At 72.1% G+C, this 13611-nt stretch carries 9 protein-coding genes; 5 read left to right on the top strand and 4 right to left on the bottom strand.

Going from position 1 to position 13611, the window contains the following annotated elements; all coding sequences use genetic code 11:
- The first annotated feature begins 206 nt into the window (after window positions 1–206).
- From WME82_RS38440 to argF, 3 genes are all read left to right on the top strand, one after another.
- Window positions 207–1433, top strand: coding sequence for an RtcB family protein (locus WME82_RS38440; RefSeq protein ID WP_438039399.1), 1227 nt, complete (start codon window positions 207–209; stop codon window positions 1431–1433).
- A gap of 52 nt (window positions 1434–1485) precedes the next feature.
- The gene (gene rtcA, locus WME82_RS38445) at window positions 1486–2505 is read left to right on the top strand and encodes an RNA 3'-terminal phosphate cyclase (protein WP_438039400.1); all 1020 of its coding nucleotides are present in this window, start codon (window positions 1486–1488) and stop codon (window positions 2503–2505) included.
- A 144-nt stretch (window positions 2506–2649) separates the two neighbouring features.
- Entirely contained in the window at window positions 2650–3585 is a 936-nt protein-coding gene (argF, locus tag WME82_RS38450) for an ornithine carbamoyltransferase (RefSeq protein WP_438039401.1), read from the top strand.
- A gap of 22 nt (window positions 3586–3607) precedes the next feature.
- On the opposite strand, the gene WME82_RS38455 is transcribed toward argF, so the two are convergent.
- Window positions 3608–6118 carry a hybrid sensor histidine kinase/response regulator gene (locus WME82_RS38455; protein ID WP_438039402.1) on the bottom strand — a complete coding sequence of 837 codons (2511 nt, stop codon included), beginning with the start codon at window positions 6116–6118 and terminating at the stop codon, window positions 3608–3610.
- Between the two features lie 256 nt (window positions 6119–6374).
- Here WME82_RS38455 and WME82_RS38460 point away from each other — a divergent pair, with 256 nt between their 5' ends.
- On the top strand, window positions 6375–6920 hold the full coding sequence (locus tag WME82_RS38460) for a hypothetical protein (protein WP_437741500.1): 546 nt from the start codon (window positions 6375–6377) through the stop codon (window positions 6918–6920).
- Window positions 6921–6949: 29 nt separating this feature from the next.
- Here the strand turns inward: WME82_RS38460 and WME82_RS38465 are convergent, their stop codons facing one another.
- On the bottom strand, window positions 6950–8662 hold the full coding sequence (locus WME82_RS38465) for a hypothetical protein (protein WP_438039403.1): 1713 nt from the start codon (window positions 8660–8662) through the stop codon (window positions 6950–6952).
- Window positions 8663–9124: 462 nt separating this feature from the next.
- Between WME82_RS38465 and WME82_RS38470 the strand changes: the two genes are divergently transcribed.
- Window positions 9125–11461, top strand: coding sequence for an AAA family ATPase (locus WME82_RS38470; protein WP_438039404.1), 2337 nt, complete (start codon window positions 9125–9127; stop codon window positions 11459–11461).
- 51 nt (window positions 11462–11512) lie between these two features.
- Here the strand turns inward: WME82_RS38470 and WME82_RS38475 are convergent, their stop codons facing one another.
- On the bottom strand, window positions 11513–12634 hold the full coding sequence (locus tag WME82_RS38475; protein WP_438039405.1) for a DUF4419 domain-containing protein: 1122 nt from the start codon (window positions 12632–12634) through the stop codon (window positions 11513–11515).
- Window positions 12635–13144: 510 nt separating this feature from the next.
- Entirely contained in the window at window positions 13145–13570 is a 426-nt protein-coding gene (locus WME82_RS38480; RefSeq protein WP_437741504.1) for a hypothetical protein, read from the bottom strand.
- Between the last annotated feature and the right edge of the window lie 41 nt (window positions 13571–13611).

Below are 13611 nucleotides of genomic sequence, written 5' to 3' on the forward strand. Positions count from 1 at the left end.
TTATACACAGGTCTAATCCGCAGGGCCAGCGGCCCCTGATCGCCTGGATTTCGAGTGGCACGCGCCGTGCGATACGCAGGAACGCCGAACCGACGGAGCGACAGACCGACGGAAACGACGGAGACCGACGGAGACCGACGGACCCCGCCGCGAACGAGCGTCGCGGCGCGCGCCGGACGGCTCGACCCCTCACCGGAGATCTTGCCATGGAGCGAAGCTACAACGTCATCCCCACGGACTCGGGCGTGCCCATCAAGGCGTGGACGGTCGGCGTGCCGTTCGAGACCGCCGCGGAGGCGCAGCTCAAGAACCTCGCCGCGCTGCCGTTCATCCACAAGTGGATCGCCGTGATGCCCGACGCGCACCAGGGCATCGGCGCGACCGTGGGGAGCGTGGTCGCGACGAGCGGCGCGGTCATCCCGGCGGCGGTGGGCGTCGACATCGGCTGCGGGATGATGGCGGCGCGCACGAGCCTCTCCGCGTCGCAGCTGCCGGACGCGCTGCGCGGGCTCCGGTCGGCCATCGAGGGCGCCGTGCCGCACGGCCGCACCGACAACGGCGGGAAGAACGACCGCGGCGCGTGGCGCTCGCCGCCCCCGGCCCAGGTCGCGGCGTGGGCCGAGCTCGAGCCGCGGTACCGGCAGATCGTCGAGAAGCACCCGCGCATCGGGCGCGGCTACGCCATCGAGCACCTCGGCACGCTCGGGACCGGCAACCACTTCATCGAGCTCTGCCTCGACGAGGAGGACCGCGTCTGGGTCATGCTGCACAGCGGGTCGCGCGGCGTCGGCAACCGGGTCGGGAGCTACTTCATCGAGCTCGCCAAGCAGGAAATGAGGCGCTTCTTCATCAACCTGCCCGACGCCGACCTCGCGTACCTGCCGGACGGGACGAGGCACTTCCACGACTACATGCAGGCCGTGTCGTGGGCGCAGGACTTCGCGGCGGTGAACCGCGAGCTGATGATGGCGCAGGTGGTCGAGGCGCTCCGCGGCTCGGGCGAGCTGCCGCCCTTCGACGCGACCGTGGAGGCGGTGAACTGCCACCACAACTACGTGGCGCGCGAGCACCACTACGGGAAGGACGTGCTCGTGACCCGCAAGGGCGCCGTCCGCGCGCAGGCGGGTGATCTCGGGATCATCCCGGGCAGCATGGGCGCGCGCTCGTTCATCGTCCGCGGGCTCGGCAACCCGGAGAGCTTCTGCAGCTCGAGCCACGGCGCGGGCCGCGTCATGTCGCGGGGCGAGGCGCGCCGCCGCTTCTCCGTCGCGGACCACGCGGCCGCGACCGCGGGCGTCGAGTGCCGCAAGGACGAGGACGTGATCGACGAGACGCCGGCGGCCTACAAGCCGATCGACGACGTGATGCGGGCGCAGAAGGATCTCGTCGACATCGTCCACACCCTGCGGCAGGTCGTCTGCGTGAAGGGGTGAGCCCCGCGCCCCGGCGCCGTGATATCGCTGATCCAGGGGAGAGCCGACCGCCATGCTGACCATCGATGGATCCATCGGAGAGGGAGGGGGCCAGATCCTCCGCACGACGCTCGGCCTCTCGCTGATCACGCAGACGCCCGTCCGTATCACCTCGATCCGCAAGGGCCGCGCGCGCCCGGGCCTGATGCGGCAACACCTGACGTCGGTCCGGGCCGCGGCCCAGATCGGCCGCGCCGAGGTGTCGGGCGCGTCGCTCGGCTCGCAGGAGATCGTGTTTCGACCGGCCGCGATCGTCCCCGGCGAGCACACGTTCCAGGTCGGGAGCGCGGGGAGCACGACGCTCGTGCTGCAGACCGTCCTGCCCGCGCTGCTCCGCGCGCCCGCGCCGTCGGCGCTCACGCTCGAGGGCGGCACGCACAACCCGCTGGCGCCGCCGTTCGACTTCCTGGACCTCGCCTACCTGCCGCTCGTGCGGAGGATGGGGCCGGACGTCACCGCGACGCTCGTGACGCCCGGCTTCTACCCGGCCGGCGGCGGGCTGGCCCGCGTCTCGATCGCGCCGGCGCCGGCGCTCGCGCCGCTCGAGCTCCTCGAGCGCGGGGAGATCCGCGCCCGGCGGGCGGTCGCGACGGTGTCGAACCTCCCGGGCGCCATCGCGATGCGCGAGCTCGACGCGGCGGCGGCGGTGCTCGGCTGGGAGCCGGGCTGCTTCAAGCCCAGCGTGCTGAGGGGCGGGAACGGCCCAGGCAACGTGCTCACCATCGCCGTCGAGAGCGAGCACGTGACCGAGGTCTTCACCGGGTTCGGGGTGAAGGGCGTGCGCGCGGAGTCCGTCGCCACGAAGGCGGCCGAGGAGGCGCGCGACTACCTCGCGGCGGGCGTCCCCGTGGGCGAGCACCTGGCCGATCAGCTGCTCTTGCCGATCGCCCTCGCGGGCCGCGGCGCCTTCCGGACCGTGCGCCCGTCATCCCACACGACAACCCACCTCGGGCTGCTCCGAGATCTCCTCGGGATCCGCTCGTCGGTCGAGCAGATCTCGGACGCGGCGTGGCAGATCGAGATCTGGCGCTGAGCGCGGTCCACGGCGGATCCACGGCCGATTGACGGCGGTGTCCCGGTTGTGCCACATCACGACGGGCGTACGGCGCGCCCTGCGTCGCGGGCTGCCCGCGGCACGACGGCGCGCCCGGACGGCGGCGACGCGGAAGGCGGGACAATGGCGAAGCGCGATTACCTCAAGATCACGGACACGACCCTGGCCGAAGCGCACCGCGTGCTCAGGCTCGCCGCTCGCCTGAAGGAGGAGCCGAAAGGGCGGCGCACGACGATTCTCGCCGGCCGGGCCATCGCGGTCGTCCTGGAGAAGGCGAGCACGCGCACGCGCGTGTCGTTCGAGGTCGGCATCGCGCAGCTCGGCGCCCAGCCGGTCGTGCTGAGCACCCAGGGCAGCCAGCTCGCCCGCGGCGAGCCGATCCGCGACACGGCGCGCGTGCTCGCCCGGTACTGCGACGCGATCGCGTTCCGCACGTCGTCGACCGCGCGCCTGCTCGAGATGGCCGAGGCGAGCGTGCCGGTGATCAACGCGCTCTCGGACGACGGCCACCCGGTGCAGGTGCTCAGCGACATCTTCACGATCCAGGAGGCGCTCGCGGCGAGCGGGGACAGGAGCGGCATCGCCGGCCGGCGCATCGCGTTCCTCGGCGACTGCGCGAGCAACATGGCGCGCTCGTGGCTCGAGGCGGCGCCGCTCTTCGATTTCCACCTCGTGCTCGCGGGGCCCGAGGGGTACATGCCGCCCGCCGACGAGGTCGAGCGCGCGCGGAAGACGGGCCACGTCACGATCGTGCACGACCCGCGCGAGGGCGCGGCGGGCGCGGACGTGGTGAACACGGACGTGTGGGCGAGCATGGGACACGAGGCCGAGGCGGAGAAGCGCCGCGCCGCGTTCGCCGGCTGGACCGTGGACGCCAGGGTGATGGCGAAGGCCGCGCAGCACTCCATCGTGCTGCACTGCCTGCCGGCGCACCGCGGCGAGGAGATCGACGACGAGACGCTCGAAGGGCCGCGCTCGCGCGTGTGGGATCAGGCCGAGAACCGGCTGCACGTGCAGAAGGCGCTGATGTTGTGGCTGCTCGGCGTCGAGCTGGCCTAGAGCGGGCGCGCGCCGCGCGGGGTCAACCGAGGAGCGCGCCGCGCCGGGACCGGGCGGGGGCCCCGTCGCCGCCCGAGCGGCCCGTGAGGTCCGCGACGACCTGCACCAGGTCGGCAGGGTCGATCGGCTTGGCGACGTGCTTCTGGAAGCCGGCCGCCAGCGCCCTCCTCCGGTCCTCGATCCGGGCATAGGCGGTCAGGGCCACGGCGGGGATACGCCGGATCTCGTCCCGGCCCGCCGCGCGGAGCTGGTGGATCAGCGCATAGCCGCTCTCCCCCGGCATACCGATGTCGCTGAGCAGGACATCGGGCCTCAGCCGCTCCAGGACGCTCATGGCCTCGCTCGCCGAGCCAGCCGTGGTGACCCGCGCGCCCGCTCCCTCCAGCAAGAAAGCGAGCATCTCCCGGGCGTCCGGCTCATCCTCGACGACGAGGACGTGAACGCCGAAGAGCGGCGGCGGCTCCCCGCTCCGCCGCGGGGCGCGCCCCGGCGCAGACGGCGGCCCCTCGTGCGCAGCGGAGGGCGCCGCGGGCAGGGGGAGCGCCACGGTGAACGTCGCTCCTGCCCCCTCGCCCGGGCTCTCCGCCTCCACCGTGCCGCCGTGCAGCTCGACGAGGTGGCGGACGATCGCGAGCCCCAGGCCGAGCCCGCCGTGAGCCCTCGTCGGCGAGGAGTCGCCCTGGCGGAAGCGGTCGAACACATACGGCAGGAACGACGTGGCGATGCCCTTGCCGTTGTCCGTGACCGAGATCGCGGCCTGGGAGTCGCTTCGCCCCAGCCTGACGGTGACCAGCCCTCGCTTCGGGGTGAATTTCACCGCGTTGGAGAGCAGGTTCCACATGACCTGCTGGAGGCGATCCGGGTCGCCGCACACGTGGTTGAGCCCCTCGCCCGGCTCGACGCGGATCTCGATCTCCTTCGCCTTCGCCGTCGGCGTGATGGTGTCCACGGCGGCCTCGATGACCGCCGCGAGATCCACGGCGATCGTGCGGAGCCGCAGCTTGCCCGTGATGATCCGGGAGACCGTCAGGATATCGTCGACGATCTGCGCCTGCGCGTGGGCGTTGCGCTCGATCGACGCCATGCCCTGCTTGACGCGCTCCGGGGCGAGGTCCTTGTCCTTGATCAGCCGCGCCCAGCCCAGGATCGCCGTGAGCGGCGTCCGCAGCTCGTGCGAGACCGTCGCGAGGAACTCGTCCTTCATGCGGTTCGCGTCCTCGGCCCGGATGCGGTCCTTCTCCGACTGGGCGAGCGCCTGCTGCTCGCGGCGGAGCAGCTCCGTGCGCTCGTGCTCGAGCTGCTTCAGCTCGGTGATGTCGACGACGGCGCCCGTCAGGAACAGCGGGGAGCCGTCCCGATCGGCGACGAGGCGCCCTCGATCGTGGACCCACCGGATCGACCCGTCGGCGCGGACGATGCGGTGGATGATGTCGTAGATGCACCGCTCGCGGATGCTCCGCTCGTGCATGGCGATCACCGCGTCGAGATCCTCCGGGTGGACGCGGCTCAGCCAGTCGCCCATGGGCTGCGTCGTCTCGCGCTCGTCCAGGCCCAGGATGCGGTTCAGGCTCGCGTCCCTCGTGTCGTACCGCGTCTCCAGGTCGACTCGCCACGTGCCCACGTCCGCCGCCCACGTGGCCAGCCGGAGCCGATCCTCCCGGTCCTGGAGCGCGCTCTCGATCCGGAACCGCTCGGTCAGGTCGACCGCGGCGCCGACCATGCGGATCGCCTTGCCGCTCGCGTCGCGGAGCACCGCGCCGCGATCGAACACGCGAGCGACGGAGCCGTCGCCGCGGTAGACGCGGTACTGCGCCGACCAGCTGTCGGCGTCCCCGTGGATGAGCTCCTCGAACTCGCGCGCAATGCGGTCGCGATCCTCGGGCAGCACGCGGCCCACCCACCACGCGGCGGTCGGGGCCATCTGCTCGGGCGCGTAGCGGAAGACCTCGTGAAACGTCGCGTTGCGCTCGACCCGGTCCGTCCGGATATCCCAGTCCCAGATCGGGTCCTTGATCGCTCGACCGAGGAGGCGATAGCGCTCGTCCTGTACGTCGGCCTTCAGGCGCGCGCGCTGCTCCCGGGCGCCTGCCTGCGCGGCGCCATCGGCGGCGCCTGCGAGCGCGACAGCGGCCTGATCGGCGAGCGCCTCGATCAGCAAGGCATCCTCGCCGGACGCCGGGGCGCCCCGCTCGGCCGCGAGCACGCCGGAGACACGGCCGTTGACGATCAACGGCGCGGCGGCGACGTGGGCCGCCCCGTCCAGCGCTCGCGCCATCCCGTCGTCGGCGCTCGGGAGCGGGCGGCCGCAGAGCTCGGCGAGCAGCGCCGGATCGAGCCCCAGCGCCGCTCGCACGACCGGGCGCTCGTCCTCGTCGTTCAGGATCAGGACGGCCCTGCCGGAGCCGCTCAGGCGCGTCGCCGCGGAGAGGACGATCTCTTGAATCGCGGGCGCCGAACACGCCGACGAGAGCGCGCGGCTGGCCTCGGTCAGCGCGCGGACCTGCGAGCGGTGCCTCTCCTCGTGTTCGATCACAGGCAGACGACCCTCGGATCCAGCATGAGGGTGCTCTCGCGGACGATGGGTGTGCATCCCTGACCAGATCAGCCGGGCACGCTCTTGGAACACGGCGCCCCGACACCAGAGCACGAGCAGGCGGTATGCCTCTTGCGGTCTTGTCATAGGAGCGCGTGGACATGCGCGCCAGCCAAGCTGCAGGCGATCCGGCGCAGAAAACTTGGCCCGGTATCCCGATTCCTGAGCAAACCCGCGCAGCGTGGATTTCCGCGACATGCCGCCCGAGCTCCTCCTGGCCGTGGCCGGCGCGGCGCTCTCCTTCGGGCTGGTCCAGACGCTCCGGCTCGCATGGAGGCGCGCATGGCAGCGGCGCCGGCTCTCGCGGTGCCGGGAGCAGGGCGCCGCGGGAGAGGCCCGCGCCGAGGCGCTCCTTCGCGAGCTCGGCTACACCATCGTCGGCCGGCAGGTCGCGGTCTCGTACGGAGTCCAGATCGACGGCGAGCCGGTCAGCGTCGGGCTCCGCGCCGACTACCTCGTGGCGCACGGTCCCAGGCGGTATGTCGCCGAGGTGAAGACGGGCCGGCTCGCGCCGCGCATCGACACGCCCGCGACGCGGCGGCAGCTGCTCGAGTACCGCGTCGCGTTCGACGTCGACGGCGTGCTCCTCGTCGACGCGGAGTCGCGGCGGGTGCGGTCGGTGGTGTTCCCGCTGCCCGCCGGCGCCGCGGCCGCGTCACCGTACGGCGCGCGCCTCGCGTGGGTCCTGGCGGCCGTCGTGGGGGGCCTCGTCGCGGCGATGGCCGCGCGCTCCGCGGGGTGACGCGGGCGCGCGGCGGGCCAGAGCGCGGCCTACGGGCGGCTCGCGGCGCGGCGCGCGCGGCGCCTGCGGCCGGCGAGCAGCAGGAGACCGAGCCCGAGCAGGCCGACCCTGGCCGGCGAGGCCTCCGAGGTCGCGCCCGCGCGGCAAGCGCAGGACGTGTCGGGCTTGTTGCCGCCCGTGCCGCCGCCGCTCGCGCCGCCGGAGCCGGAGCCGGAGCCGGAGCCAGTGGTCAGATCCACCGGATCGTCGAGCCCCACGTCGGGTCCGATCGACCCTCCGCTCGCGGCGGAGGCGGCGCCGCCGTGGACCACCGGCTCGCCGCAGACCCCGTTGACGCACGGCGCGTTGCCGGGGCAGACGGCGCCCGCGCACGCGTCGGCGCAGTTCCCGGCGACGCAGACCTGCCCGTCAGCGCACGTCTTGCCGTCGCAGCCGGCGTCGACGCAACGGCCGTCCCCCCCGCACACCTTGCCGGTCGGGCAGGTGCGGCAGCCGCAGTTGGACTGGCAGATGCCGCGCTCGCAGACCGCGCCGTCCTCGCACTCGATGTGGGCGCAGAGATCCACGCACCGCCCGAGCTGGCACTCCTGGTTCGCGGGGCAGACGACGCCGTCGCACCCGCCCACGCAGTTGCCGCCGACGCAGATCTGGCCGCCGGTGCACTCCTTGCCGACGCACGCCTGCTCCACGCAGAAGCCGTCGTCGCAGACGAGCCCGGCGTCGCAGACGACCTCGCCGCGCCCGCAGTACGGCACGCACGACCCGCGGTTGCACACGAAGCCCTCGTCGCAGAGCCCCTCGCCGTTATCGACCTCGCCGTCGCAGTCGTTGTCGATGTTGTCGCAGGTCTCTTTCTGCTCGCCGGGCTCGAGCACGGGCAGGCACTCGACCTCGCCCTCGGTCGCGCAGCCCGTCCTGCCCACGGCGCACGCGCCCTGCAGGCCCGTGTCGCAGACCTCGCCGCCGCCTTTGCAGGTCACGCCCGTGATGTAGTAGACGAAATCGTTGAAATCGCCGTCGTTCTCGTACCCGCCCTGGCTCCCCTTCCAGCTCGTCGCGGTCACGGGCAGGTCCTCGAAGGCGACATAGAACGCGTCGGGCTCGGCGGTCGACGTGTAGATCAGCGTGGTCACCCACGGCTCGTTCGGCGTGCAGCTCGTGCAGACGGTGTTCAGCTCGCGCTGCGAGAACTTCGTCTGGGTGCAGTAGGTGCCCTCCTTGCCGATCAGCGCGAAGCCGACCAGGCCGCCCTGGTACCGCGCATCGTTCCGGATGTCCGCCGCCGAGAACTGCCGCGGCGTCCAGTCGTGCTGCCCCGCCTGGGTGGTCTGCATCGTGGCCAGCGGGCAGAAATCGTTGTCCTCGCACCGGAACGCCGTCGACGTGTCAGCGGGGATCAGCTCGTAGATCTGGTTGTCCGGCGGGCGCGTGCCGCTCGCGTTCGCGTTGTACCAGCCGAACGCGACCTTGCACCCGCCCCCGCGCAGCACGAGCTCTCCCGAGAACCCGCAGAGCGGCGAGAACACGCCTGGCTCCGTGCTCGCGTCGGCCACGGGATCGATGTCTTCCCCCCGGTACCCGAAGAGCCCCTCGAGCGTGACGGCATCCCTGGGGAAACCCCGGCCCGTCACGAGGCCAATCTCGTTGTCGCGGACCGGCGTGGGCAAGTCCGTGCCGTCCAGCTGCTCCACAGCAGCGCTCGCGGGCACGGCCCCGGCGAGCGGGGCAAGCGATAGGAACAAGGAAAACGCGGCTCGAGCCGCGCGGCGGCGAGGCGTCGTGAAATAAGGCGTTTGCGGCATGAACACCACTCTACACCTCCCGAAGAGACCAGGGTGGATGAGATGACACATCTCCACACCACCAGAATTATGCAGCACGGTTGTTCCTGCGTCGCAGCGCGCAGCCGTCTTGACGCACGCCGTCACCACGACGCATGGAGTTGATCTGACGTTGAGTCGACCGTCAGCGTATTCCGGCGCCGCTCCACTTCGCGCCGGGACAGGCCTCCTCGGGGCGCTGCGCGAACGACTGCGGCGGAATCGCCACAATGGCGCAATGAAATAGCGGAGCAATGAAACGACGGCGCGCGCAACGAAACAACCAACAGCGCGGCCGATCAACGCAGCGACGCGCCCGGCCCGGGGTGTTGCCCGGGTGTGTTAGGCTCGCGCGCTCAGGCTGCGCGTTTCCACCGCCACCGTATGACCAAGAAATCGCTCCGCGTCTATTTCATCGCCCACCACGACGGCCGCTTCACCGGGATCCTCCTTCGCACGTGGGCATTCCTCTTCGATCGGCCGGCGCCGTCCGCGTATGGCGCCTCCGAGGACGAGGTGCTGCGCGCGATCGAGGTCGAGCTCCACGCGAGGCTCGCCACGGACGAGGACGATCTCGATCGCTACCTGTGGGACGAGTCGTTCGAGGTCCGCTCGCTGGACGTCGACGTCCACCCGCAGACCACGGTCAAGCGGACCGCCGTCGTCGGCCGGCGCCAGATCCCGCTGCGGCTCACGTACCTCGCGAGCAAGCTCGCCGAGGGCGGCGTCCGCGTGATGCTCCCCCGCTTCGGCTGGTCCGTTGTCCTCGAGGATCTCTCGATTGCGCCCGACGTGCTCCGCCAGCTCGTCACGAGCGCGCTGCTCGGCGAGTCCCCGCGGTCGCTCTTCGATTTTCGCCGGGAGGGAGACGAGTACGTGCGCCCGTGGTCGCCGCGCCGGATGGAGCGCGCCGGGCGGACCGCTCGGCGCCCGGAGGACGAGCGCCCCACGCTGCACGCCGTCTCCGAGGATCTCGTCGAGAAGGCCGCGCGCCAGCGGCTGCCGCTCGCGGTGGGCGAGTCCGAGGAGCTGGAGCAGGCGCTGCCGCTGTTCGACGTGGCGCGCGCCGCGCACGGCGCGTCGCTGCCGTCGATCCTGCTGGTGGGCGGCCCGGGCGTCGGCAAGACGACCTGGGTCCACCGCCTGGCGCGGCGGTTCGCGGCGTGGCGAAGGGACAAGGCGCGCGCGAGCTCGCCGGGCCTGTTCAGCACCTCGGCCGATCGGCTGCTCGCCGGGATGAAGTACCTCGGCATGTGGCAGGCCAGGTGCCTGAGGCTCGTGAGCGAGCTGTCGCACGAGGGGGATCTGCTCCACGTCGGCGCGCTCCTGCCGCTGCTCCGGCCGCAGCCGGACGGCGCGTCGATCGGCGACGTGTTCCTGCCGGCGCTCCGGACCGGCGAGGTGAGCCTCATCGCGGAGTGCACCGAGCCGGAGCTCGAGGCGTGCCAGCGCCGCGCGGCCTCGCTCGTGGCGTGCTTCCAGATCGTCCGGCTGCGCGAGCCGGATGCGGCCGCGGTGCCGGCGCTGCTCGCGGAGTACGAGGCGCGGAAGGACACGCGCGTCCGGCTGCACCCCGCGGGCAAGAAGCGGCTGGTGCAGCACCTCGCGATGTTCCGGCGCGACGTGCTCTTCCCCGGCAAGGCGTTCCGCTTCTTCGACTGGCTCGCGCAGGAGGCCGGCGCCCGGGCCGGCGCGGAGGCGGATGCGGCCGGAGCGGCGCCGGCGCGCGTGCTGTACCCGCGGGACGTGTCCGAGGCCTACGCGCGCCACTCGGGGCTGCCGATCGAGCTCATCGCCGACGAGATCCCCGCGAGCGCCGAGACGATCGCGCGCGGGCTGAAGCGGCGCGTGATCGGGCAGGACGAGGCGTGCGACACGGCGGCGCGGGTGCTGGCGCGCTTCAAGGCCGGGATGAACGACCCCGAGCGCCCGTGCGGCACGCTGCTGTTCGTCGGCCCGACCGGCGTGGGCAAGACGGAGCTCGCGAAGGAGCTCACGCGGTCGATGTTCGGCGACGAGGGGCGGATGATCCGGCTCGACATGAGCGAGTACAGGCTCCCGGGCTCGTCGGCGCGCCTGCTCGCGGCGGGGCCGGACGCGACGACGCTGGCGCAGCGCGTGCGGCAAGAGCCGCTGTCGCTCGTGCTCCTCGACGAGATCGAGAAGGCGCACCGCGAGGTGTTCGACCTCTTGCTCGCGATCCTCGGCGAGGGGCGGCTGACGGACGAGGACGGGCGCCACGTGGATTTCCGGATGGTGCTCATCGTGATGACCTCGAACCTCGGCGTCGCCGACCGGGCGCCGGTCGGCTTCGGCGGCGACGACGAGCGCGCCCTGCCCCCGGGCGCGCGGCGCGCGGCGCCGGCGGGCGTGCGCGAGCACTTCCGGCCGGAGTTCGTGAACCGCATCGACCACGTCGTGCAGTTCCGGGGCCTCGGGCGGGACAGCGTGCTCAGGATCGTCGATCTCGAGCTGGCCAAGGCCGAGGCGCGCACCGGGCTCGTGCGGCGCAACCTGAGGCTCCGTGTGCTGCCCGAGGCGCGGGCCTGGCTAGCCGAGGCGGGGTTCGATCCGAGGCGCGGGGCGCGGCCGCTGAAGCGGGTGATCGAGGAGCGGGTGATCACGCCGATCGCGGCGCGCATGGCGGAGGATCCGGGGTGCCGGGATCGAGAGGTCGTGGTGGCGGGCGGGGGCGCGGGGCTCGAGGTGCGGTTCGGGTAGCCGGCCGAGAGGGGGGCCGGGCGCAGCCCTCGCCGAGCGGCCTTGCGCCCCTCAGCCCGCGCCGGCGGGCTGTTCGACCTCGGGGCCGGGCTCACCGTGCACGACGGCCCACACGAACTCCGGAATGAGCGCGAGCGAGTGCTGGTCCTGCGTGACGCCGATGAGGCCGCTGACGAACTCCAGGGGGTGCTCCCGGCGCTGCGCATCGATGAAGCGCAAGGGCACGCTGGTCAGCCCCGGCGGGAGCTGCGCGAACCCGGGTCCCTCCGGAGCCGCCAGCGCGGAGAGCGGGTTGCGCCGGGCCTCCGCGGCCTTCCAGCGATCGAGCCAGCCGTCGAGATACGCATTCCAGACGAAGTGGTCGGCCGGCCAGGCGCGCAGGTACGGAAAGAGCACGTGGATCCACCCGGTGAGCTCATCCGCGGAGTTCTCGTACCGGAAGAAGGCGCGCCAGAACGCTGGATCCTGACGCCCCTCCGCCGCAGCGACGATCTGGTCGAGCACCGGCAGGAGCACGTCAGTCCAGCGCTCCGCCCCGAAGGGGACGAACGCCGCCGCGCGGTGGCGCACCCAGCGCCAGTCGTCCGCCGTGCCGAGCAGGTAAATGCGCGGGATTCCACGTTCCGGAAAGCTCATGTCCGCGGGGAAGGGCGGCTGCCACTCGAAGTGCGGCACGAACGGCGTCATCACCGTGAGCTCCGACGCCACGCGCTCCACCGGTCCCGTGGTGGAGAAACTGGCTGTCACGAGCTCCCGCAGCTTGCCGACCCGCGCGGCGATCAGGGTGGAGAAATCCGAGAACGCGACGGGCCACGGGTTCACCTCACCCAGCGTGAAATCCGGCCGATCGATCCTCAGCTCGAAGTCGCTGTCGTCGAGGAGGACCTGACGCCGCTGCGCCTCGTTCGCGGCGACGTGGAGCGTGAACCCCCGGGCAAGGCAGAACCAGACCACGTCGGGTGACAGCACGAGGGGATAACGCTGGGTATAGGCCATGTAGGCCGCCTGGACGAGCGGGTGCACGTCCGTGCGTCCGACGAGGGGCAGGCGATGGCGGTAGGCGGCCTCGACGGGCGAGACGAGCAGGCTCTGCACCGTCGCTTCCTCGTCGAACGCGGGCAGGGGCGCCGTCGAAGGCGCGACCTCGGCAACGTCGATCGTCGTGACGCTCATGGCTCCTCGTCCTCCTGGCCCTGCGCGACGGCTTCATGGGCCAGCGCTGCCGTAGATAGAACCTCGTACACAAGCGCGCCGCGCGAGACAACTCGCGCCGGCGGCAACCGCGCAGCGAGCGGGCTCAACCCTGGAATCGCCTCGGCGGCACCTCGACCTCGTCGGGCGCGCCGACGCACGGCCGTGCGCCAGACGCGTGAGCGGAGAGGCAGCGAGCGCTCACCCACAACGGAACATTTCAGTGAAACTGACACATCCGTGCGTGCAATTAGAGCGCCAGGTTACCTGCTCGGCGGACCGACCGCAATCGCGATGCTTGTCGCCGCGTCGCCCTGGATGCATGCGCGGATTCGGTCCCGGCGGAGCGCCACAATGGCGCGAAGGTGCGGGATCTCCCGGTCCACAAGGCGGATCCCGAGAGATTCGCTGCTGGCCGAGCTGGGCGACATGGCACGGCATATCCCGCCTCCAGGCGAGGATCGAGGCGCTTGGCAGCGCATGAGTTTCGCGTCATTCATGGCGCATGCCCTCCTCGCGCAGCTCCTCGCGCAGCCGTTCGCCTTCGCCGTCGAAAGCCACAGGTGTCCGCTCGGGGCTGCGCGCCCAGGTAAAGAGCGCGGGCAATTTCGCGCATCCTCTGACCGACGCCGGCAGCACGTCGAGCAGCGCGGCCGCGCCCAGCGCCGTGAACCAGGCCGCGGCTCCCAGCCCGACCCCGAAGCCAGACCCCTTCTCCGGCTGGGATCCCGTCACGCGGAAGAGCACCAGCAAACCGAGCTCGCCCGGCCCGACGACCACGACGACGGCCGCGCCGCACAGTCCATCAGGGAGCCAGTTCGGGAGCACGACGACCGGCAACAACAACCCCAATGTCGGTCGAGCCCCCACCAGCGCGCCAAGCTCCCCGACCGCGACGCCGAGGCCGCCGCTCTCCAACGCCGGGAACCTGCAGGATCCGGTCAGGCCTCGATCCGCCC

Source organism: Sorangium sp. So ce128 (assembly GCF_051525245.1).
In the GTDB taxonomy this organism is placed as follows: domain Bacteria; phylum Myxococcota_A; class Polyangia; order Polyangiales; family Polyangiaceae; genus Sorangium; species Sorangium cellulosum_B.